Annotated in this window: 21 protein-coding genes and 1 pseudogene; 10 read left to right on the forward strand and 12 right to left on the reverse strand. The window is 71.9% G+C overall.

What is annotated here, in order from left to right:
- The first annotated feature begins 46 nt into the window (after positions 1–46).
- The 4 genes from ACZ7HT_RS01550 (at position 47) to ACZ7HT_RS01565 (ending at position 3,163) form a co-directional block, all read left to right on the forward strand.
- Positions 47–1,003: a metal ABC transporter substrate-binding protein gene (locus ACZ7HT_RS01550; protein ID WP_471158587.1), complete on the forward strand. Its 957-nt coding sequence runs from the start codon at positions 47–49 to the stop codon at positions 1,001–1,003.
- An 11-nt stretch (positions 1,004–1,014) separates the two neighbouring features.
- A complete protein-coding gene (locus ACZ7HT_RS01555; RefSeq protein WP_471158589.1) occupies positions 1,015–1,782 on the forward strand; it encodes a metal ABC transporter ATP-binding protein in 768 nt (255 codons plus the stop codon).
- A 2-nt stretch (positions 1,783–1,784) separates the two neighbouring features.
- On the forward strand, positions 1,785–2,681 hold the full coding sequence (locus ACZ7HT_RS01560; protein WP_116161093.1) for a metal ABC transporter permease: 897 nt from the start codon (positions 1,785–1,787) through the stop codon (positions 2,679–2,681).
- Positions 2,682–2,752: 71 nt separating this feature from the next.
- The gene (locus tag ACZ7HT_RS01565; RefSeq protein ID WP_116161092.1) at positions 2,753–3,163 is read left to right on the forward strand and encodes a Fur family transcriptional regulator; all 411 of its coding nucleotides are present in this window, start codon (positions 2,753–2,755) and stop codon (positions 3,161–3,163) included.
- Between the two features lie 71 nt (positions 3,164–3,234).
- Here ACZ7HT_RS01565 and ACZ7HT_RS01570 read toward each other — a convergent pair whose 3' ends face one another.
- The 6 genes from ACZ7HT_RS01570 to ACZ7HT_RS01595 form a co-directional block, all read right to left on the reverse strand.
- Positions 3,235–3,741 (reverse strand): YcxB family protein, encoded by a 507-nt coding sequence (locus ACZ7HT_RS01570; protein WP_471158592.1) that lies wholly within the window; start codon positions 3,739–3,741, stop codon positions 3,235–3,237.
- Positions 3,742–3,767: 26 nt separating this feature from the next.
- Positions 3,768–4,592, reverse strand: a complete 825-nt coding sequence (locus ACZ7HT_RS01575) for an isoprenyl transferase (protein WP_471158594.1) — start codon at positions 4,590–4,592, stop codon at positions 3,768–3,770.
- 12 nt (positions 4,593–4,604) lie between these two features.
- Positions 4,605–5,354, reverse strand: coding sequence for a DNA repair protein RecO (gene recO / locus ACZ7HT_RS01580; protein WP_471158596.1), 750 nt, complete (start codon positions 5,352–5,354; stop codon positions 4,605–4,607).
- A gap of 72 nt (positions 5,355–5,426) precedes the next feature.
- Entirely contained in the window at positions 5,427–6,728 is a 1,302-nt protein-coding gene (locus ACZ7HT_RS01585; protein WP_471158598.1) for a S8 family serine peptidase, read from the reverse strand.
- Between the two features lie 148 nt (positions 6,729–6,876).
- The gene (locus tag ACZ7HT_RS01590; protein ID WP_471158600.1) at positions 6,877–7,092 is read right to left on the reverse strand and encodes a hypothetical protein; all 216 of its coding nucleotides are present in this window, start codon (positions 7,090–7,092) and stop codon (positions 6,877–6,879) included.
- The gene (locus ACZ7HT_RS01595; protein ID WP_471158602.1) at positions 7,089–7,310 is read right to left on the reverse strand and encodes a hypothetical protein; all 222 of its coding nucleotides are present in this window, start codon (positions 7,308–7,310) and stop codon (positions 7,089–7,091) included. Before ACZ7HT_RS01595 ends, ACZ7HT_RS01590 begins: the two co-directional genes overlap by 4 nt.
- A gap of 104 nt (positions 7,311–7,414) precedes the next feature.
- On the opposite strand from ACZ7HT_RS01595, the pseudogene ACZ7HT_RS01600 reads away from it, so the two are divergent.
- From ACZ7HT_RS01600 to ACZ7HT_RS01615, 4 genes and pseudogenes are all read left to right on the forward strand, one after another.
- Positions 7,415–7,594, forward strand: a pseudogene (locus ACZ7HT_RS01600) (helix-turn-helix transcriptional regulator); the annotation flags it as partial.
- Positions 7,595–7,684: 90 nt separating this feature from the next.
- Positions 7,685–8,716 carry a DUF397 domain-containing protein gene (locus ACZ7HT_RS01605; protein ID WP_471158604.1) on the forward strand — a complete coding sequence of 344 codons (1,032 nt, stop codon included), beginning with the start codon at positions 7,685–7,687 and terminating at the stop codon, positions 8,714–8,716.
- Between the two features lie 115 nt (positions 8,717–8,831).
- A complete protein-coding gene (locus ACZ7HT_RS01610) occupies positions 8,832–9,020 on the forward strand; it encodes a hypothetical protein (protein ID WP_471158606.1) in 189 nt (62 codons plus the stop codon).
- Positions 9,021–9,158: 138 nt separating this feature from the next.
- Positions 9,159–10,532, forward strand: a complete 1,374-nt coding sequence (locus tag ACZ7HT_RS01615; RefSeq protein WP_471158608.1) for an FAD-dependent oxidoreductase — start codon at positions 9,159–9,161, stop codon at positions 10,530–10,532.
- Positions 10,533–10,715: 183 nt separating this feature from the next.
- Here ACZ7HT_RS01615 and ACZ7HT_RS01620 read toward each other — a convergent pair whose 3' ends face one another.
- The 3 genes from ACZ7HT_RS01620 to ACZ7HT_RS01630 all read right to left on the reverse strand — a co-directional run bounded on the left by ACZ7HT_RS01620 (position 10,716) and on the right by ACZ7HT_RS01630 (position 14,652).
- Positions 10,716–11,372 (reverse strand): response regulator, encoded by a 657-nt coding sequence (locus tag ACZ7HT_RS01620; RefSeq protein ID WP_471158610.1) that lies wholly within the window; start codon positions 11,370–11,372, stop codon positions 10,716–10,718.
- A complete protein-coding gene (locus ACZ7HT_RS01625) occupies positions 11,369–12,511 on the reverse strand; it encodes a sensor histidine kinase (protein WP_471158612.1) in 1,143 nt (380 codons plus the stop codon). Before ACZ7HT_RS01625 ends, ACZ7HT_RS01620 begins: the two co-directional genes overlap by 4 nt.
- 89 nt (positions 12,512–12,600) lie before the next feature.
- The gene (locus ACZ7HT_RS01630) at positions 12,601–14,652 is read right to left on the reverse strand and encodes an MMPL family transporter (protein ID WP_471158614.1); all 2,052 of its coding nucleotides are present in this window, start codon (positions 14,650–14,652) and stop codon (positions 12,601–12,603) included.
- Positions 14,653–14,983: 331 nt separating this feature from the next.
- Here ACZ7HT_RS01630 and ACZ7HT_RS01635 point away from each other — a divergent pair, with 331 nt between their 5' ends.
- Entirely contained in the window at positions 14,984–16,489 is a 1,506-nt protein-coding gene (locus ACZ7HT_RS01635) for a LuxR family transcriptional regulator (protein WP_471158616.1), read from the forward strand.
- A 145-nt stretch (positions 16,490–16,634) separates the two neighbouring features.
- Here ACZ7HT_RS01635 and ACZ7HT_RS01640 read toward each other — a convergent pair whose 3' ends face one another.
- From ACZ7HT_RS01640 to leuA, 3 genes are all read right to left on the reverse strand, one after another.
- Positions 16,635–17,327 (reverse strand): TerB family tellurite resistance protein, encoded by a 693-nt coding sequence (locus ACZ7HT_RS01640; protein ID WP_471158618.1) that lies wholly within the window; start codon positions 17,325–17,327, stop codon positions 16,635–16,637.
- A 132-nt stretch (positions 17,328–17,459) separates the two neighbouring features.
- Positions 17,460–18,773: a choice-of-anchor A family protein gene (locus ACZ7HT_RS01645; RefSeq protein ID WP_471158620.1), complete on the reverse strand. Its 1,314-nt coding sequence runs from the start codon at positions 18,771–18,773 to the stop codon at positions 17,460–17,462.
- A gap of 233 nt (positions 18,774–19,006) precedes the next feature.
- Positions 19,007–20,770 carry a 2-isopropylmalate synthase gene (gene leuA, locus ACZ7HT_RS01650; protein ID WP_471158622.1) on the reverse strand — a complete coding sequence of 588 codons (1,764 nt, stop codon included), beginning with the start codon at positions 20,768–20,770 and terminating at the stop codon, positions 19,007–19,009.
- 293 nt (positions 20,771–21,063) lie between these two features.
- Here leuA and ACZ7HT_RS01655 point away from each other — a divergent pair, with 293 nt between their 5' ends.
- On the forward strand, positions 21,064–22,110 hold the full coding sequence (locus ACZ7HT_RS01655; RefSeq protein ID WP_471158624.1) for a M4 family metallopeptidase: 1,047 nt from the start codon (positions 21,064–21,066) through the stop codon (positions 22,108–22,110).
- Position 22,111 lies beyond the last annotated feature (1 nt).

Here is a 22,111-nt window from a genome sequence, read left to right on the forward strand (position 1 = left end):
CAGCGGCAATTGACAACCGTTTCCATCTTTGTTGAAAATGACTGTCATGAACGTACGCCGACTGATACCCCCGACCGCCGTCGCCGGAGCCGTCGCCCTCGGGCTCGTCACCCTCTCCGCCTGCGGCGGAAGCTCCGAGGCGACCGACAAGAACAGCGGCGGCAAGCTGGACGTCGTGGCGTCGTTCTACCCGATGCAGTTCCTGGCCGAGCAGATAGGCGGCGGCCACGTCGCCGTGAACACGCTCACCAAGCCCGGCGTCGAGCCGCACGACCTGGAGCTCAAGCCCAAGCAGATCGGCGAGCTCGCCGACGCCGACGTCATCCTCTACCTCAAGGGCATCCAGCCCGCCGTCGACGACGCCATCGCCCAGGCCGGCGTGAAGAACACCGTCGACGCCACCACCCTCACCAAGCTCGAAGAGCACGGCACCGAGGTCGGCCACGACCACGGTCACAGCGACGCCCATGAGTCCGAGGCCGGCGCGGACCCCCACGTCTGGCTCGACCCCGTGAAGTACGCCGAGGTCGCCAAGGGCGTCGGCAGCGCCCTGGAGAAGGCGGACCCGGACCACGCCGCCGACTACGAGAAGAACACCGAAGCCCTCGTGAAGAAGCTCGGCGACCTGGACACCGAGTTCGAGACCGGCTTGAAGAACACCGCCACGAAGACCTTCATCACCACCCACTCCGCCTTCGGCTACCTCGCCGAGCGCTACGGCCTGGAGCAGGAGGGCATCTCCGGCATGGACCCCGAGTCCGAGCCGAGCCCCTCCCGCATCAAGGAACTCCAGGACATCGCGAAGCACGACAAGGTCTCCACCGTCTTCTTCGAGACCCTCGCGAGCGACAAGACCGCGAAGACCCTCGCGACCGACACCGGTCTGAAGACCGACGTCCTCGACCCCCTTGAGGGAATCACGGACAAGTCCAAGGGCGATGACTACATCGAGGTCATGCAGTCGAACCTCGCCGCGCTGAAGACCGCGCTCGGCGCCGAGTAGGAGGCCACCTCGTGAGCGACGACCAGACCGTCATCTCCGTCCGCGGCGCCACCGCCGCCCTCGGCGCCCGCCCCGTCCTCAGGGGCGTCGACCTCACCGTCCGCCGCGGCGAGGTCGTCGCGCTGCTCGGCGCCAACGGCTCCGGCAAGTCCACCGCCGTCCGCGCGATCATCGGCCAGGTCCCGCTGACCGGCGGCACGATCGAGCTGTTCGGCACCGAGCGGAAGCGGTTCCGCGACTGGGCCCGCATCGGATACGTACCGCAGCGCACCACGGCGTCCGCCGGGGTGCCGGCCACCGTCCGGGAGGTCGTCGCCTCCGGCCGCCTCGCCCGCCGCAGGTTCGGCCTGCCGACCAAGGCCGACAAGGCCGCCGTCCACCGGGCGATGGAGCTGGTCGGCCTCGCCGACCGCGCCCAGGACTCCGTCACCGCCCTCTCCGGCGGCCAGCACCAGCGGGTCCTGATCGCCCGCGCGCTCGCCTCCGAGCCCGAACTCCTGATCATGGACGAGCCGATGGCCGGCGTGGACCTCGGGAGCCAGGAGATCCTCGCCGCGACCCTGCGCGAGCAGGTGGCGGGCGGCACGTCGGTCCTCCTCGTCCTGCACGAGCTGGGCCCCCTCGAGCCCCTCATCGACCGCGCGGTCGTCCTGCGCGACGGCTGCGTCGTCCACGACGGCCCGCCGCCCGAGGCCGTCGGCCAGCACGCCCTGCCCGGCCACGACCACGTCCACCCCCACGCGGCCGACCAGCCGCTCCGTACGGGACTGCTGACCTGATCATGGACTTCCTCGAACCCGCCTTCATGCAGCGGGCACTGCTCGCCGCCGTCCTCGTCGGCATCACCGCGCCCGCCGTCGGCATCTATCTCGTGCAGCGCCGCCAGGCCCTGATGGGCGACGGCATCGGCCACGTCGCCATGACGGGCGTCGGCCTCGGCTTCCTCCTGAACTCCAGCCCGGTCTGGATGGCGACCCTCGTCGCCGTCGCGGGCTCGATCGCGATGGAGCTGATCCGGGCGTACGGGAAGACCCGCGGCGACCTCGCGCTCGCGCTGCTCTTCTACGGCGGCATGGCCGGCGGCGTCCTGCTGATCAACCTCTCGTCGACCGGTTCCAACGCCAACCTGAGCTCGTACCTCTTCGGCTCGCTCTCCACCGTCTCGACGGCGGACATCACCGCGATCAGCGTCCTCGCCGCCTTCGTGGTCCTGGTCACGGTCGGCCTGCGCCGGCAGCTCTTCGCGGTCAGCCAGGACGAGGAGTTCGCCCGGGTCACCGGCCTGCCGGTCCGCGCCCTGAACCTGCTCGTCGCGGTCACCGCCGCGGTGACGGTCACCGTCGCCATGCGCGTCGTGGGCCTGCTCCTGGTCAGCGCGCTGATGGTGGTGCCGGTGGCGGCCGCCCAGCAGCTGTCGAAGTCCTTCCGCGCGACCTTCGTCCTCGCGGTGGCGACCGGCATCACGGTCACCCTGGCGGGCACGGTCACCTCGTACTACCAGGACGTGCCCCCCGGCGCGACGATCGTCCTGTACGCGATCGGGATCTTCATCGTCCTGACCCTGCTCGCCACCCCGCTCGCCAAGCGGCGGGCCAAGGCCGCCGCGCAGGCCACCGCGGACTGCGACACCCGCTGCGTTCCGGCCAGCCGGCGGCCGACGGACGATGTGAAGGTCTGATCCACGACTGATCCCGGGGGCACGGGGGACTGGCAGAATGGCGGGGCAGACAAGCATTCAAGGAGGCCCCCGTGGCAACGGCAGGACCCCCCGTACGCGGCCGCTCCACCAAGCAGCGGGCCGCGGTGTCCGCTGCGCTGAGCGAGGTGGACGAGTTCCGCAGCGCCCAGGAGCTGCACGACATGCTCAAGCACCGCGGCGACTCCGTAGGCCTCACCACCGTCTACCGCACGCTCCAGTCCCTCGCGGACGCGGGCGAGGTCGACGCGCTGCGCACCAGCGAAGGCGAGACGGTCTACCGCCGCTGCTCCACCGGCGACCACCACCACCATCTGGTCTGCCGCGTCTGCGGCAAGGCCGTGGAGGTGGAGGGCCCGATGGTGGAGCAGTGGGCCGAGACGATCGCGTCGGAGCACGGCTTCGTGAACGTGGCGCACACCGTCGAGATCTTCGGTACCTGCGCGGACTGCGCCGGGAAGTGACCTGACATACGAAGGGCCCGCACCGAAACGATTCGGTGCGGGCCCTTCACATGTCAGGTCCGTCTGTCACGTCACAGGCGGGTGAGGTTCCGGTCCAGGAACGCGCGGAGCCGGTCGACGTCGGCGGGGTCGGCGAAGCCGCGCTTGGGCAGGGCGCCCACTCCGACGCGGCCCTTGTCGGCGGAGAGCAGCACGAACTGCGTGGGCGTCTCGGCGTACCGGTTCAGGAGCCGCCAGCGCTGGACGATCTCGCTGTCGCGGCTGCTCCAGCGCACGCTGTCCTCGTCCACCCGGGCCCGGAACTCCCCCTGCCGCCCGATCAGGGCGTACATCTGCCGGGTCGTGAGCCACCGCGCGAGCGGCCCGAGGACCAGGAGCAGCAGCACGAGCCCCGCCATGCGCGCGGCCCCCGCGGGCTTCGGGTCACCGGGCCCGAACAGTTCGAGGAGCAGCACGAGGGTCCCCAGGACCGCGACGATCCGCATCACCCGCAGCAGCCACCGGAACCAGCCGTACTTCATCTGTACGTCCACGGCATCGGCCACGTCCGCGCGCGTCGGCGTGTAGACGAGCTCCATCGACCCCCCTCCCACGGCCGGAGGCCCTACGCCTTGTCGAGGACGGCGAGGTCGGCCGGGTCGACGCCGCCGAAGCGGCGGTCGCGCTGGGCGTACTCGATGCAGGCCCGCCACAGGTCACGGCGGTCGAAGTCGGGCCACAGCACGTCCTGGAAGACCATCTCGGCGTACGCGCTCTGCCAGATCAGGTAGTTGGAGGTGCGCTGCTCGCCGCTGGGCCGCAGGAAGAGGTCCACGTCCGGCATGTCCGGGTAGTAGAGGTACTTCTGGATGGTCTTCTCGGTGATCTTCGAGGGTTCGAGGCGGCCCGCCTTCACGTCCTCGGCCATCGCCTGCGCCGCGTCCGTGAGCTCCGCGCGGCCGCCGTAGTTCATGCAGAAGTACAGCGTGAGCCTGGTGTTGTCCTTGGTCTGCTCCTGCGCGATCTGGAGCTCCTTGGCGACGGACTTCCACAGCTTGGGCATCCGGCCGACCCAGCGGACCCGGATGCCGAGCTCGTCGAGCTGGTCGCGGGTCTTGCGGATGAAGTCGCGGTTGAAGTTCATCAGGAAGCGGACCTCTTCGGGCGAGCGCTTCCAGTTCTCGGTGGAGAAGGCGTACAGCGAGATCGCCCCCACGCCCATCTCGATCGCGCCCTGGAGGACGTCGAGGACCTGCTCGGCGCCGACCTTGTGCCCCTCGGTGCGCGGCAGGCCGCGCTCCTTGGCCCAGCGGCCGTTGCCGTCCATGACGATCGCGACGTGCTCCGGCACCAGCTCGGTCTGGAGCTTCGGCGGGCGGGCGCCGGACGGGTGCGGCTCGGGGGTCCTGTACTCCCGACGCTGGCGCCCGAGGAGTCGTGCGATGGCCATGAGTGGTCTCTCCTAGCTTTTCTCTACATAACGCAGGGAGCGCAGGCCGCGCTCCAGGTGCCAGTGCAGATAGGCGGACACGAGTCCGCTGCCCTCCCTGACGTGACGCGGCTCGCACGCGTCCGCCGTCGCCCAGTCGCCGGTGAGCAGCGCGCTGAGCAGGCCGATGGCCTCCGGAGAGGGTACGACGCTTCCGGGCACCCGGCAGTCGCCGCATATGACCCCGCCCGCTGCGACCGAAAAGAACCGGTTGGGCCCGTGGAGTCCGCATTTCGCACAGTCCTCGAAGCTGGGCGCGTAGCCGTTCACGGCGAGGGAGCGGAGGAGGAAGGCGTCCAGGATGAGGTGGGGCGCGTGCTCGCCCCGGGAGAGCGTCCGCAGGCCGCCGACGAGCAGCAGATACTGCTGCACGGCGGGCTCGCCCTCGTGATCGGTGAAGCGTTCCGCCGTTTCCAGCATGGCCGTGCCGGCGGTGTAGCGGGCGTAGTCGGTGACGATCCCGCTGCCGTACGCGGCGATGGTCTCGCTCTGCGTGCACAGCGGCAGCCCGCGTCCGATCAGCTCACTCCCCCGGGCGAAGAACTGCACGTCCACGTGCGAGAAGGGTTCGAGGCGCGCCCCGAACTTCGACTTCGTCCGGCGCACGCCGCGCGCGACGGCGCGTACGCGGCCGTGACCGCGCGTGAGGAGCGTGATGATGCGGTCCGCTTCGCCCAGCTTCTGGGTGCGCAGCACGATGCCGTCGTCGCGGAACAGACTCATGTCCCCCATTCTCGCGTACGCCGACGGAGCCCCGGGCCGGTACCCGGGGCTCCGTCATGGGTGAGTGGCGGCTCAGTAGCCGCCGGCGTGGACGAGGTGTCCGTAGTAGCGCCCGGCGACGGGAGCGTTCGGGTCGCCCGCGAAGCCGTACGAGGCGGGCTGGGCCGCGGCGTCGGCGCGGAGCTTGGCGGCCACCTGGGCGGGGGTCATGCCGGCGCACGGCCCGGCGGCGACGCACAGCGCGGCCGTGCCGGTCACGTGCGGGGTGGCCATGGAGGTGCCGGAGAGGACGGTCGTGCCGCCGCCGTTGCGCGTGGACTGGATGCACACGCCGGGACCGGCGATGGCGTGGGCGGCGTCCGCGGCGCTGACGGCGAAGCTGGAGAAGTCCGCCGCGGTGTCGTCGACGTCGCTCCGGCAGGTCGCGGCGGCGCCGCCGCCGGGCTGCCCGTTGAAGTCGGCCGCGGCGGTCACGGTGAGGACCTCGTCGTAGGCGGCCGGGGTGTGGCGGGCCAGGTCGTCGGTGCTGTTCCCGGCCGCGACCACCAACGTGACGCCGGCCTGCTTCACCAACCGGCAGATCGCCTGGTGCTCGGCGTCGTTGTTGCTGAGGCCGCAGTTGCCGTCGTCGGCGCCGTCGCCGCCGAGGCTCATGTTCGCGACCTTGATGCCGAGCCCGGCGGCGTTCCGCGCCACCCAGTCGAGCCCGCAGACGATGTTGGAGGTGAACCCGCTGCCGTTCGCGCCGAGCACCTTCACCGAGTAGAGCCGGGCGCCGGGCGCGACCCCGACGACGTCGTCGCCGTTGTCCCGGGCGGCGACCGTACCGGCCACATGGGTGCCGTGGCCGTTGTTGTCCCGGTAGGCGTTGGGCCGGAAGGGGTTCATGCAGTTGTACCCGCCGGCCACGTTGAGATCGCGGTGCCCGGTGTCGATCCCGGTGTCGAGGATCGCCACCGCCGTGTTGACGGAACCGGACCCGTTCCCGGCGGCCGTGCTGCTCGCGTCGGCCTGGATCCGGTCCGCTCCGGTCGGCAGCACCTGCGCGAGGGCCTGCACGGGCCGGTCGGGCGACACCGACTTCACGTTCGGGTCCGCCCGCAGCGCGGCCACCTGGGACTCCGGCACCACCGCCGAGTACCCGACCAGCGCATGGCTGTACCGGAAGCCCGCCCGCACCCCGTGGTCCCGCCCGTGCGCCTGCACGACCTCGTCGAGCCGGCCCCGTTCGGAGTCCTTCAGGACGATCACGTACCGCCCCTCGGGCTCCGCCGCCCGCGCCCCGCCAAGTCCCCCCGCCAGCAACGCTCCTGCCGCCGCGGACACCGCCGCCAGCCGGTACGCCGGTCTCGCGACCCGCCCTCGTCCCACCATGCCGAACACCTCGTCTCCTTTCGTGGTCGACGAACACGAACTGGTTCGCGGCAACCACGTAACCGGTGCGGCGAGGCACGTGCAGCGCGGGCGCGGCGGATGGACCAACGGGCCTCTCAAACGCCGTTTCACCCGACCAGAGGGGAGCTCACGGAACCTCGCCCCGGCTGCGGGCGTTGACGTGCGCCGTGGCCGCGCTCAGCCGCTCCGCCGAGGTGGCCTCCCGTACGCCGTCGGGCTCCACGTCCCACTCCCGCCCGCCGCCCAGCGGACGGACTTGGACGTACGGACCCTCGTACCCCATGAGCGTCCCCACCCGTCCGGTGCGGATCTCGACGACGTACGACCCGATGGGCAGCGTCATGAGCGACCCTCCTCCCTCGGCAGTACGGCGGCGGCGAGGAGCCGGGCCGTTTCCACCGTGCAGCATCCCAATTCCACGAGCGGCCGCGGGGGCTCCGCGGCGAGCGTGACGACGTCGAGCCCGAGCGAGGGGAGCGTGATTCCCGCCCTCGCGAGGGCCGCGCGCAATTCCGCCACTGCCTCTTGAGCGGTCCCGATCGCACCCGTGGTCGTCTTCATGTGTTCTTCCTTCACCAACGTATGCCTTTCTGAATCCATTTCCCGCTTCGCCTCTCCAGGGCGGGGACAGATCCGTAGAATCGGCAGACGCGCAGGCCGTACAACTGCGGCGCAGGGTCGGGGAGTTCTTTGGCGAGCCCCTCAAGGAACACCGGGAGGCGGCGGGCCTCACACAGGGCGAGCCGGGCAGACGGGTGTTCGTATCCAGGGCGCACATCGGCCTGTTCGAGGAGGGAATTCGAAAGCCGCGGCGGGATGTGGCCAAGCGAATCGACGAGGTCCTACAAACCGGCGGTATTTTCGAACGCACGAGGCGCGGGCGCGTCCCCCAACGGCCTCTACAGAGGCGGTGTATTCGGGCAACCTGCTTGACGATGCACGCGTACGACCCGAGCAACTCCCGTTGGCGCAAGAGCTCCTACAGCGACGGCGAGGGCGGCGACTGCGTCGAGGTCCTGGACGACGTCCCCGGGGTCGTCCCCGTCCGGGACGACAAGGTCCAGGACGGGCCCAGCGGTATCCACCACAGCTGCCCGTGGTTCTCGTCGTCCAGCGTCCATCTGCTCCGCATGACCCCTCCTCCCGGCCCCACCGGGCCTCATACGATCACGCCCATGCCCACCACACCATCCGCCCAGATCCTGCGCGGGAGCGCCGGCACCGCACTCCGTCACGAGGGCGACGCGCTCGTCCTGGAGCGCCCCGGTGAGGAGCTCACGATCCCCTGCCGGGCCGTCGCCGCGATGCGTGCCGAAGGGCGGTCCGTGGCCGTCGAGCTGCGGTCCCCGGCGGGCACCCCGGCGGTCGTGTACCGGATCGAGGACGTGAGCGAGGCCGCGGCCACCGCCTTCGCCGACGCCGTGAACGAGGCTCTGCCGGATCGGACCGAGGAGCTCGACGGGGCGGCGCTCGTCACCGCCCGCAGCATCACGGCGACCGCTCCGCGGTGGATACCGCTCGCGATCGGCGCCGCCGTGCCGGTGCTCGCGCTGGACGTGTTCCTCGGGGTGGCCGGCGGGGCCCGGAGCGCGGGCCTGCTCTGGCCCGGGCTCCTGGTCGTCGCCGTCGGCGCGTTCATGGTGGTCGTCATGGCGCGGGACCTGTACCGGATGTGGCACCTCCCGAGGCACGGCATCACGGTCGTCGCGGAGTTCTCGCACCACACGAACAGGACCCGCATCTACCACTACACCGACACCACCGGCACCACGCACACCTATGACCACAACGTGGGCGGGGCGTCGGTCGAGGTGTCCTACGATCCGCGCGACCCGAAGGTCGCCATCCACCGGGAGGGGCTGTACCCGCGCGTCATGATGGCGCTCGTGACCCTCCTCGGCTGCGGGTTCGCGGGCGGCGGTCTCTACGGGATCGGCTGGCTGGTCGTGGACGCCCTCGGGCACTGACTGATCGCCCCGGATGAAGCAGGAAGCGCTCGGCACGGCGTCGAGGAGTTCGCCCGGCCGGCCAACCGTCCGGGGACGTACCTGTTCGTTGACAGGGCCGGGACGACCCGCACCCGTGTCAGACTTCCGCGGCGCACCTCACCTTGAGATCGCCTACGACCCTGCGGATCCGGCCGACGTCTACACCCTGAGGCCGGGGCTGCTGCAGCGCCTCTCCATCCGGCCGGCGTGGTTCATCCTCCTCTGCGGGCTCGGCGGCACGGCGGCGCTGGTGGACGTCATGGTCGACTCCTTCGGATCTTAGACACCCTTTGGGAAGTCATAAGTTCCACTTATGGGGTCATAGACCGGGGGCGGGTACCACTCCGCATCAAGGGCTATTTAGGGTGGCCTAAGTGTCGGCGGTCTCGCCGCCACGTCGCTTGCGAAGGGAAACCACGTCATGCCCCGCCCCCTCCGGGTCGCGATCGTCGGCGCCGGCCCCGCCGGAATCTACGCCGCCGATGCGCTGCTGAAGTCCGACGCCGCCGCCGAGCCGGGCGTGTCGATCGACCTCTTCGAGCGGATGCCCGCGCCCTTCGGCCTGATCCGCTACGGCGTCGCCCCCGACCACCCGCGCATCAAGGGCATCATCACCGCCCTCCACCAGGTCCTCGACAAGCCGCAGGTCCGCCTCTTCGGCAACGTCGACTACGGCACCGACGTCCACCTCGACGACCTGCGCGCCTTCTACGACGCGGTGATCTTCTCGACCGGCGCCATGGCCGACCGCGAGCTGAAGATCCCCGGCGTCGACCTCGACGGCTCGTACGGCGCCGCCGACTTCGCCTCCTGGTACGACGGCCACCCGGACGTCCCCCGCACCTGGCCCCTCAAGGCCGAGAAGGTCGCCGTCCTCGGCGTCGGCAACGTGGCGCTCGACATCGCCCGCATCCTCGCCAAGACCGCGGACGAGCTCCTCCCGACCGAGATCCCGGCGAACGTCTACGACGGCCTCAAGGCCAACAAGGCCCTGGAGGTCCACGTCTTCGGCCGCCGCGGCCCGGCGCAGGCCAAGTTCAGCCCCATGGAGCTGCGCGAGCTCGACCACTCGCCGAACATCGAGGTCATCGTCAACCCCGAGGACATCGACTACGACGAGGGCTCGATCGCCGAGCGCCGCAAGAACAAGCAGACCGACATGGTCGCCAAGACCCTGGAGAACTGGGCGATCCGCGACATCGGCGACCGCCCCCACAAGCTCTTCCTCCACTTCTTCGAGTCCCCCGTCGAGATCCTCGGCGAGGACGGTCAGGTCGTCGGCCTGCGCACCGAGCGCACGGAGCTCGACGGCACGGGCAACGTCAAGGGCACCGGCGCCACCACCGACTGGGACGTCCAGGCCGTGTACCGCGCCGTCGGCTACCTCTCCGACGAGCTGCCCAAGCTCCCCTGGGACGCCGTCTCCGGCACCGTCCCGGACGAGGGCGGCCGCGTCATCGAGGAGACCGGCGCGCACATGGCCTCCACCTACTGCACCGGCTGGATCCGGCGCGGCCCCGTCGGCCTCATCGGCCACACCAAGGGCGACGCCAACGAGACCGTCGCGAACCTCCTCGACGACTTCGCCAACGGCCGCCTCCTCGCGCCCGAGACCCCGGAGGAGGACGCGGTCGTGTCCTTCCTGGAGGGCAAGGGCATCACGTACACCACGTGGGAGGGCTGGTACGCGCTGGACGCGGCCGAGAAGGCGCTCGGGGCGGAGCAGGGGCGTGAGCGGGTGAAGATCGTGGAGCGCGAGGACATGCTCCGCGCGTCGGGTGTCGAGCTGGGCTGAGGCTCGTCCCCTGGACCCGCACCGTCGGCTGCGCCGTACCTGTGTGCGGGTCCAGGTGTGTGCGGGTCCAGGCGCAGGAGCCTAGGCCCGGCAGGGGGCACCGTCCCGTGTGCCCACCCGTCCCGCCCTGCGGGACGATTGCCCACACGGCGGGTGGGCACCGCCCGGCCGGCTCGACCCGCCTCATCTCTCCGGGGACACCAGGCCCGTTTCGTACGCCACGATCACCAGTTGGGCTCGGTCTCTGGCCTCCAGCTTTCCCATGATGCGGCTGACATGGGTCTTCGCCGTTAGAGGGGAGAGGCCCAGGGTTTCCGCTATCTCCGTGTTGTTGAGGCCTCGGGCCACCAGGGTCAGGACCTGGCGTTCGCGGTCCGAGAGGCCTTCCGGGCCGCCCGTCACCGGGGTGCGCGGTGTCGCGAGGACCCTGGCTATCAGGCGGGACGTCGGGCCCGGGGACAGCAGGGACTCCCCCGCAGCCACCGTGCGGATCGCGGCGAGCAGTTCGGCCGGCCGGATGTCCTTGACCACGAAGCCCGACGCGCCCGCCCGCAGCGCCTCCACCACGTGCTCGTCCGTGTCGTACGTCGTGAGGACGAGGACCTTCACCCCGGCCAGGTCGTCGTCGGCGGCTATCAGCCGCGTCGCCCCGATCCCGTCCAGCTCGGGCATCCGGACGTCCATGACCACCAGGTCCGCCCGTGCCGAACGGGCCAGCTCCACCGCCTCCTTGCCGTTGGCCGCCTGGCCCACGACCTCCATGTCCGGCGCCGAGTCGACGAGCATCGCGAACGACGCCCGGACGAGCGTCTGGTCGTCCGCCAGCAGCACCCTGATCACACCGTCACCTCCCTCCCCGCGAGCGGCAGCGCCGCCGCGACCTCGAAGCCCCCGCCGTCGCGCGGGCCGGCGGTCAGTGTGCCGCCCACGCTCCTGGCTCTCTCCCGCATCCCGAGGATCCCGTACCCCGAGCCGCCCGTGCCGCCCGGGGCGGCGCCGTCGTCCGTGACCCGTACCGTCAGCACCTCCTGCGCGAGCCCGACATCGACCCGTACCGCCGCGTCCGGACCCCCGTGCCGGACGGCGTTCGTCAGCGACTCCTGCACGATCCGGTACGCGGCCGCGCCGACCGCCGCCGGGACCTTCGCCCCGCCCGTCCGCACGGTCAGGTCCGCGCCCGAGGACCGCACGAGATCGGGCAGCGAGGCCAGATCGGGCAGCGGGCCCTCCGGGTCGGCCCGCAGCACGTCCAGGGTCGTGCGGACCTCCGCGCGGGCGTCCCGGCAGGTCTCGGATATCCCGTCGAGCGCCTGCACGAGCGCCTCCCGGTCGAGCCTGTCCGGGTCCGCGACCAGGAGGTGCGCGGCGACCGAGGTCTGCACGCCGATCAGCGTGATCGAGTGCGCCAGGAGGTCGTGCAGGTCCCTGGCTATCCGCAGCCGCTCCTCGGCGACCTTCCGCTCCGCCTCGCGCTCCGACCGCTCCACCACGCTCGCCACGAGCTGCCGGTAGAGCCGGATGCTCGCGCCGAAGACGAGAATGGCGATCACCCAGCCGGAGTTCCTGAGCAGGTCCACCAGCCGGTGCGGGTTGACGCAGAGCTGCATGGTGAGCGTGATGCAGGTGACCGCGAGGCCCACCATCACCGTGCGCTTCACACGGCCGGTGGACGCGACCGTGTACAGCGCGGCCATCGAGGCCGGTATCGGCGCCAGATGCATGAAGTCCATCGCGTGGTACGGCACGACACAGGCCACCACGGCGATCAGCACCGGCATCGGCGCCTTGCGCCGCCAGGCCAGCGGAACGTGCGCGGCGAGCAGCAGCACCCAGCCGACGGCGTCCGGCCGCCGGCCGTCGTCGACGGCCAGGGCGAGGGCCACCGCGACCACCGCGAAGGCGGCGGCGAGGGTGGCGTCGCACCGTACCGGGTACGGCGCCGCCTGCGGGTCACGGGTCAAGGCCGCTGCGAAGTCCATGGTGTTCATCCTCTGTGAAGTCCATGGCGTTCATCCTCCCTGTGGGCAGGGGCTTCTGACAGTCCGGGAAGCCCCCCACCCGCCCCCGGTCAGACCCGTACGGGCTCAGGCTCCGACCCTGAGCCGGATGTTGACGCGGGCTGCGCGGCCAGCGGCCCCGGCCACCACACCTTCCGGCCGAGCAGGACGCTCGCGCTGGTGACGAGGTAGGTGCGGACCAGGAAGGTGTCGAGCAGGACGCCGACCGCGATCACGAAGCCGAGCTCCGCCAGCGGCACCATCGGCATGTCGACCAGGACCGCGAAGGTGGCGGCCAGGACGAGTCCCGCCGAGGCGATCACGCCGCCGGTCGTCCGCAGGGCGGTCAGGGCCGCGGCGGCCGCGGCCCTCCCGTTCAGGCACTCCTCGTGCATCCGGTGCATGAGGAAGATGCCGTAGTCGACGCCCAGGGCGACGAGGAAGACGAAGGAGAGCAGGGGCAGGCCCGGGTCGGTGCCCGCGTAGCCGAAGAGCGGTTCGAAGACGAGGGCGCCGATGCCGAGGGCCGCACCCCAGACGGCGACGACCGCGGCGACCAGGATCAGCGGCGCGACGAGGCTGCGCAGCAGCGCGATCAGCACGATCGTCACCACGAGGAGGACGAGCGGGACGACGATCCTCCGGTCGCGGGCCTCGGTGTCGGTCATGTCGAGCTGTTCGGCGCTGGGCCCGCCGACGTACACGCCGTCGCCGAGCGCGGAGCGCAGCTCCCGGATGGTCGCGGTCTCGGCGTCGGACTGCGGCGGGTGCGCGGCGACGACGGAGATCTCCGTCCAGCCGCCGCCGCTGCGGCCGCGCTCGGCCCGCACCACTCCCCCGGTCGCCCGCGCGCTGTCCAGCGCGCGCGTGGCGGCGGCGGTCGGCGCCACGACGGTGAGGGGCTGGGTGCTCATCTCCGGGTACGCGGCGGCCAGCGTCTTCATCGCGGCGACCGCTTCCGGGGTGGAGCTGAAGGAGTCCTCCCGCTTGATGACTCCGGGCATGGTCAGCGCGCCGAGGGCGAGGGCGGCCAGGGCGGCGGCGCCCGTGGCGAGGACGGCGAGCGGGCGCCGGCCGGCCGAGGAGCCCATCGCGGCGAAGAGCGAACGGCGTGCGGTCTTCGGCTCGCTGCCGTACGCCGGGATCAGCGGCCAGAACACCCTTCGGCCGAGGACGACGAGCAGGGCGGGCAGCAGCGTCGTCATCGCGACGAGCGCGCACAGGACGCCGACGGCGGCCGTGGGTCCCATGCCCCGGCTGCTGTTCATGTCGGCGGCGAGCAGGCAGAACATGCCGAGGGCGACGGTCCCGGAGGAGGCGAGGACGGCGGGCCCGCAGCCGCGCAGGGCGGCGGCCATCGCGTCGTACGGACGGGGGATCCGGCGCAGTTCCTCGCGGTAGCGGGAGACGAGGAGCAGCGCGTAGTCGGTGCCCGCGCCGAAGACGAGGATCGTCATGACGCTCGTGCTCTGGCCGGAGACGCTGATGTCGAAGCCCTGGTGGAGGACGTAGGTGACGGCCATCGAGAGGAAGTCGGCGACGCCGGCGACGACCAGCGGCACGAGCCAGAGGAACGGGCTGCGGTAGATGACGATCAGGAGGATCGCGACGACGGCGACGGTCGTGTAGAGCAGCGGGCCGTCGAGGGAGTCGTAGACCTCGCTCGCGTCGGTGGCGAGGGCACCGGGGCCGCCGACCTCGCCGCTCACGGTCTCGCGGACGTCGTGGACGAAGGCGTCCCTGGCCGTCTCGTCCGTACCGGGCTCGGTGCTGGACACGGCGTACAGGAGGGTGGCGCCGTCCTCGGAGGGCACGGGCCGCGGGGTCGAGAGGAGCGGGCGCTCGGCGGCGACCTGCCGCACCTCCCGGGCGGCGGTGGCCTCGTCGGCGGCGGTCAGTCCGCCCTCGCGGTGGTAGACGAGCACGAGGTCGGTGGAGTCCCCGCCGGGCAGCTGCTCGGTGATCTTCGCGACCTGCGTCGAGTCGGCGCTCGCCGGCAGGTAGTCGACGGCGCGGTTGCGCTGGACGTCGCCGAGCTTTCCGGCGAGGGGTGCGGCGAGGGCGATCACGATCACCCACAGGGCCAGCACCCCCCAGCCGACGATCCTCTGACGGCCCTCCATCACGGGCCTCCCTCCATCGGTCCTCTTCGGGTCGCTCCCAGACTCCCGGCGCCCGAGGGCGGATGCGTCGCGCTGACGAGGGAGCCGGGGGGTACTCCCGGGGGCGGTGAGCGGGGGTGATTACTCCCCGGGGAGTACGCGCGCGCCTACGGGAGGGGTACGTGCGGGGAGGTGCGAGAGCGGGTACGCGCGCGCCTACGGGAGGGGTACGTGCGGGGAGGTACGGGAGCGGGTACGCGCGCGCGTACGGGAGGGGTACGGCGGAGGTCGGCGGGCCCGGGGCCCCGCCCGCTCCTACGCTGGAAGGAACCCGGAAGGGAAGTGAGCCGCGATGGCCGTCCCCGTCGAGCAGGCCCCCGCCGTCGAGCGGGCCCGGTCAGCGGCGGCCCGGGAGTCCTGGGCCGAGGCGTACGTCCTGCTGCGCGAGGCCGACCGGCATCCCACGCGCGCCCTGACCGCCGACGACCTCGACGTCCTGGCCGACGCGGCCTGGTGGTCCGGGCACGTGGACGAGTCCGTGGCCGCGCGGCTGCGGGCCCACGCCGCGTACGTGGCGGGCGGCGACCACCGGGGCGCGGGCCGTGCCGCGTGGTGGCTGCACCATGAGTACGAGGGCCTCGGGCGGCCCGCGGCGGCAGCCGGCTGGCTGCACCGGGCGCACCACCATCTGGACGACCTGCCGCCCTGCCCGGAGCAGTGCTTCACCGCCTGGACGGACGCCGAGGAGGCCGGCGCGCGCGGTGACGGCGCGGCCGCCGGCGCGGCGGCCCGCCGCATGACCCGGCTGGCCGTCCGCTCCGGCAGCCCGGACCTCCTCGCGCTCAGTCGCCAGGCCGAGGCCTCGGTCCTGCTCGCCCAGGGCCGCCGTGACGAGGGGTTCGCGCGGCTCGACGACGCGATGCGCGCGGTGACGGCGGGCGAGCTGAGCGGCATGTTCACGGGCCTCCTGTACGGCCTGGCCATCGACCGGAGCATGCGGTCCGCGGACCTCGCCCGCGCCGTGGAATGGACGAACGCGGCGATGGAATGGTGCTCCCCGCCGTGGACGGGCCGTCGGCCCGCCGAGCCGCCGCCGCTGGGCGTCACGCCCTCCGGCGAGAACCCCTTCCGGGGCGTCTGCCGGGCCCAGCGGGTCGCGGTCCTCGACCTCCTCGGGGCGTGGGCGCTCGCGGAGGCGGAGGCGCGGCAGGCGTGCCGGGAGGTGTCGGTGGACCGCCTGGGGTCGGCGGCCGCCGCGTACTGCGCGGCCGGGGACGTCCAGCGGCGCCAGGGCCGCCTGGAGGAGGCCGCCGTCTCGTACGCGCACGCGTACGAGCTGGGCCGTATCCCGCAGCCGGGCCTCGCGCTGCTGCGCCTCGCGCAGGGCCGGGCCGCGGCGGCGGTGGCGGGCGTCGGCCTCGCGCTCGCCTGCGCCCCCCGGCACGACCTCCTCGGCCGGGCGCGGCTGCTCGCCGCCCGTACCGAGGTGGCCCTCGCGGTCCGTGACGTGCCGGGGGCGGCGGGCGCGGCGGCGGAACTGGAGGTGCTGGCCGGGGACGTACCGCTGCTGCGGGCCATGGCGGACACGGCGCGGGGCGCGGTGGCCCTGGCCGAGGGCCGTCCGGAGCCCGCGCTGCGGCTCCTGCGCCGGGGGCTCGCGGGCTGGGTGTCGCTGGGAGTGCCGTACGAGGCGGCACGGGTACGGGTGCTCGTCGCGGCGGTGGACCGGGCGGCGGCCCCTCGGGAGCTGTCCGCGGCGCGGGCGGTGTTCGAGCGACTGGGCGCGGCGGCGGACGTCCCGCCCGCCGTGGTCCGCTCGTGGGGCGGGTCCAGGCTCGGAACGCGGAGGCGCCGCTAAGCGCGCCGTCCCGTGTGCCCACCCTCCCCCAAGCTCTCGGCTTCGCTCGAGCAGGGGGGACCCCATCGCCCCAGCGGGACGATTGCCCACACGGACGCGGGGCGCGGGCCCAAACGGCAGCGGGCGGGGGCGTGCGCCCCGGTGGTTACGCCAGCGTTCGGGCCGAGGCCAGGAGGCGGACCGTGTCCTCCGGGGCCAGGGCCAGGGCGTTGCCGACCGTGCCGAGGACCTCCGTCTCGGACGGGCTGTACGCACCGTCCGCGAGGGCGATCCGGGCGGCCTGGAGGAGGATCGACTCCCGTCCGGCGGGCGCCAGGTGCGGGGTGAGCGGCTCCAGGGCCTCGTGGAGTTCGATCGAGAGGAGCGTCCCCTCGGGGTTCACCTCGGGCATGAAGCGCCCGGTGTCGGCCTCCAGGGCGTCGACGAGGTCGACGAGCTGGACGGCCGTGCACTCGGCGAAGCCGGCGGACCGGACCGCGCTGACGGCCCGGTCCAGGGCCTCGCGGGAGTCGGTGCCGCCGGCGGCGAGGACGGCCAGGGCGACGGTGTGCACGGCGTCGCGCAGCATCGCGGAGAAGCGGCTCGTCGTCGGGTGGTCGAGCGCCTCCGTACCGAAGTGCGTGTGGCAGGCCGCGCACTCGACGACGGGGCCGGTACAGCCCCGGGGCAGGACGGGGACACCCAGGACGGCGAACCTGCGGCGGCCGGTGCGCCGCCGGTAGTTCCGGTCGCCCCCGCACTCCTCGCAGAAGAACTCTCCGTCTCCGACGGTGTTCCAGGAGGTGCGGATTCCGCAGATGCCCACTTTCCCGCCACGTGAATTCCGGGCAGACCGCACACGCACCTCCTCAACGGCCCGGCTGCACTGCCGGCGTTGGCGTGATGTTAGCCACATCCTCGACGCGGCGTCAGCACCCCGTCAGGACTTCGCCCCGGAGATGGCCGAGACACGTCACCGTGCCGGGAGGCCTCAGGAAGCGCGGCGGCGGCGCTTCGCGAAGGCCAGGAAGCCTCCGCCGACGGCGACGGCGGCCAGGGCGGCGCCGATCGCTCCGGGGCCGATGGCCGAACCGGTCGTCGCGAGATCACCCTCCGGGGTGGCGGAGGGAGCCGGGGTCTTCTCACCGGGAGCGGTCGGGGACGGAGCCGCCGGGGTGGACGACGGGGCCGCAGGGGTCTCCGAGGTGCCCGGCGTCGCGCCGCCCTGGCTCGGGGTGGGCTCGGGGGTGGCCGGCGGGGTGGGGACGGGGGTGTCCGTCGGCGTGGGCGTTCCGGGCGTGACGACCGGGCCGGGCGTCGTCTCGCCGGGGAGGCAGCCGGTGAAGGTCATCTGGTGGGTCTCGGCGCCGGGGACGGTCGTCATGGACTCGGCGATCACGGAGCCGTTGACGTGGCCGGGACCCATGCCCTTGCCGCCCATCTCGACCTCGGCGTTCGGGGCGAGGATCGTGCCCGGCCAGGAGGTGTGGTTCTTCCTCACGCTCTCGGCCTGCGGGAAGTTCCACAGCAGCCGGGAGCGGATCTGGCGGTACTCGTCGCGCGGGACGGCGTAGTCGTCGACGACGGGGGCGCCGCCGTCGAGGTTCTTGTAGTAGACGCCGTAGGTGGCCGAGGTGCTCATGTCGTACGAGGTGCCGAGCACGTTCACCAGGGTCGAGGAGCCGACCGGGACGTCCAGGGTGATCGCGCGGACCTTCTCCAGGTCGGCGGCGTTCACGGCGAAGACGTTGAGCTTCTTGTCGGTGCCGGTGAGGAAGAGGCCGTCGCCGGCGGCGGCGACCGTGCCGTCGGGCTGCGTCGCGGCCCAGCCGGTGGACAGCGTCCGCAGCCGGGCGAACTCCTTCGCGAAGTCGACCGGGGACGCGCCTTCGGCGACCTTGTTCCCGTCGACGCCGAAGCCCTGGCCGGGCGTGGAGCGGTCGACGACCTTGCCCGCGACGCCGGTGCCGTTGTCCAGGACGACCTGGTTCGCGTACAGCGTGCCGCCGACGACGAGGCTGTGGCCGCCGGGCAGCTTCGCGAGGTCGGCGCCGGTGAGCTTGTGGCCGATGGAGAAGCCGGAGGGCTGCTTCGGGTCGCCGAAGGTCGCGTCGCCGCCGACCGCGACCGCGCCCTCGGAGTCCGAGTGGCGGACGGAGTCCTTCTCGACGAACTCGGCGTACAGACCGGCCGTGCCGAGCGGCTGCGACGCGCACTCCGTGGTGGTGGCGGAGGCGGTGGGGGCCCAGGCGAGGGCGGCACCGGTCACCGCGAGAACGGCGGCCACGGCGGCGGACGTGCGCATGCGAGCTCCAGGTCGGGAGTGCGGGGAGGGAGCGTCCGAGTGGACGAGCCGACCTTCCGCCAGACGCTGATGTGGCGTCAACTCACCTCATATGACGCCGATTCCGGCATGCCTGAGCAATCTTCCTTAAGCGAACCTGAAACCGTGACGCAGGTCACAGAACCAGCCGGAAAGACGAGCCGCCCCGCGCCCCTTCTCGGGGTGCGGGGCGGCTCGCGGACCGGGACCGGAGGTCAGCGCGCGGAGCGGTTGACCGCCGAGATGACCGCCTTCAGGGAGGCGCGGGTCGTGTTGGCGTCGATGCCGATGCCCCACAGGACCTGGCCGTCGATGGCGCACTCGATGTACGAGGCGGCCTGCGCGGAGGCGCCCTCGCTCATGGTGTGCTCCTGGTAGTCCAGCAGGCGGGCGTCGACGCCGATGGCCTGCAGCGCGGCGAAGAACGCGGAGATCGGACCGTTGCCGGAGCCGGTCAGGACGGTGTCGACGCCGTCGACGACGGCCTCGACGGTCAGCGTGTCCGTGCCGTCGGTGTCGGAGGTCGACTGGCCGGAGCGCAGCTGGATGCGGCCCCAGGCGTTCTCGGGGTTGGGCAGGTACTCGTCCTGGAAGACGGCCCAGATCGCGGCCGGCGTGACCTCGCCGCCCTCGGTGTCGGTCTTCTGCTGGATGATCTTCGAGAACTCGATCTGCATCCGGCGCGGCAGGTCCAGCTTGTGGTCGTTCTTCAGGACGTACGCGATGCCGCCCTTGCCGGACTGCGAGTTGACCCGGATGACGGCCTCGTAGGAGCGGCCGACGTCCTTCGGGTCGATCGGCAGGTACGGGACGGCCCACTCGATCTCGTCGACGGTCTTGCCCTGGGCGGCCGCGTCGGCCTCCATGGCGTCGAAGCCCTTCTTGATGGCGTCCTGGTGGGAGCCGGAGAAGGCCGTGTAGACCAGGTCGCCCGCGTAGGGGTGGCGCGGGTGGACCTCCATCTGGTTGCAGTACTCGGAGGTACGGCGGATCTCGTCGATCTGGGAGAAGTCGATCTGCGGGTCGACGCCCTGCGAGAACAGGTTCATGCCCAGCGTCACCAGGTCGACGTTGCCGGTCCGCTCGCCCTGGCCGAACAGGCAGCCCTCGATGCGGTCGGCGCCGGCCATGATCGCCAGCTCGGCCGCGGCCACGGCGGTGCCGCGGTCGTTGTGCGGGTGGACGGAGACGCAGATGTGCTCACGGCGGGTCAGGTTCCGGGACATCCACTCGAACCGGTCCGCGTGCGTGGAGGGCGTCGAACGCTCCACGGTGGCGGGCAGGTTGAGGATGATCTCGCGGCCCGGGCCGGGCTGCCAGACGTCACAGACCGCCTCGCAGACCTCCAGGGCGAAGTCCAGCTCGGTGTCAGTAAAGATCTCCGGGCTGTACTGGTAGCCGAAGGTGGTCTCCGGGCCCAGCAGCTTCTCCGCGTACTCCATCACCAGGCGCGTGCCGTCCACGGCGATCTGCTTGATCTGCTCCTTCGAGCCGCGGAAGACGACCCGGCGGAAGGTGGGCGCGGTGGCGTTGTACAGGTGGACGGTGGCGCGCTTGGCGCCCTTCAGGGACTCCACGGTCCGCTCGATCAGGTCCTCGCGGGCCTGGGTCAGGACGGAGATGGTGACGTCGTCCGGGATCGCGCCCTCTTCGATGATGGAGCGCACGAACGCGAAGTCGGTCTCGCCGGAGGACGGGAAGCCGACCTCGATCTCCTTGTAGCCCATGCGTACGAGCAGGTCGAACATCTCGCGCTTGCGGGCCGGGGACATCGGGTCGATCAGGGCCTGGTTGCCGTCGCGCAGGTCGGTGGACAGCCAGCGGGGCGCCTTGGTGATGCGCTTCTCGGGCCAGGTCCGGTCGGGGATGACCACGGCCTCGTACTGGCCGTACTTGTGGATCGGCATCCCGGACGGCTGCTGCGTGTGGGTCGCGTTGGTGATGGGCGTCGGGCGGCTGACGAAAGGCGACTGAGACATTGCGTAGGGCTCCTCGGGTCCAGCAAGAAGGACGGCCGACTGTCGAACGCAACACCAGGTCCCGCGGGGAGGGGGTCGGCCTACGACTACAGGCCCTCGCCGCGGCAGCTAAGGAGAAGCAGCCCGAAACGCATGATGTGCGTCACCATAGCCCAGGTCCGTGGAAGGCGGACGTCCTGTTTCAGTATGCGGGACGGCCGCCGCGTCAAGCCCGAATGGTGACCCATCACTCCATTTCGCCAATCCTCGTCCCACCTCGTGACAGTGGCATCACGCAGTGCCACATTCGAGGGATGAATCAGCACTCGTCTGCCTTCTGCACGATCGTCCCGCCGCACATCCTGGAGCGGCTCTCCGAGTCCGACGACCCGGCGATCGCCGAGGCCGCCCGGCGCACCCTCCTGGTGGACACGGCGCAGCGCGCGGCACGTACGCAGGGGCCCGCCGCCCCCGCCGGCGCCGAGCCCTCCGACACGCCGCAGCGCACGATCTACGACGTCGGGCACGGCACGGAGCTGCCCGGCACCCGGGTGCGCGGCGAGGGGGAGGCGGCGGTGAAGGACGCCACCGTCAACCGCGCCTACGCCGGGCTCGGCGCGACCTTCGAGCTGTTCGCCAAGGCCTACGGCCACCGCTCGATCGACGGCGCCGGCATGCCGCTCCTCGCGAGTGTCCACTTCGACGAGAAGTACGACAACGCGTTCTGGAACGGCGAGCAGATGGTGTTCGGCGACGGCGACGGCGAGCTGTTCCTCGACTTCACGATCCCCGTCGACGTCATCGGCCACGAGCTCGCGCACGGCTTCACCCAGCACTCCGCGAACCTCGCCTACTTCGGCCAGTCCGGGGCGCTCAACGAGTCGGTGTCCGACGTCTTCGGCACGCTCGTGAAGCAGTACGCGCTCGGTCAGTCGGCCGCTCAGGCCGACTGGCTGATCGGCGCCGGACTCCTCGGTCCCGCCATCGACAACGGGGTCGCGCTGCGCTCCATGAAGGAGCCCGGCACGGCCTACGACGACGACGTCCTCGGCAAGGACCCGCAGCCGGCGACCATGGCCGGCTACGTGCGCACCAGCTCCGACAACGGCGGGGTGCACATCAACTCCGGCATCCCCAACCACGCCTTCTACCTGCTGGCCACCGAGCTCGGCGGGAACGCCTGGGAGCGGGCGGGGCAGATCTGGTACGACGTGATGACCGGCGGCACGCTGACCGAGGAGGCCCGCTTCTCCGAGTTCGCGCGGGCCACCGTCGCGGCGGCGAAGGCGCGGTACGGCGACGGGGAGGAGATCCAGGCCGTTCTGAAGGCGTGGACGGCGGTGGGGGTGCCCGCCGAGTGAC

The sequence above is a fragment of the Streptomyces sp. NPDC037410 genome (assembly GCF_055602235.1).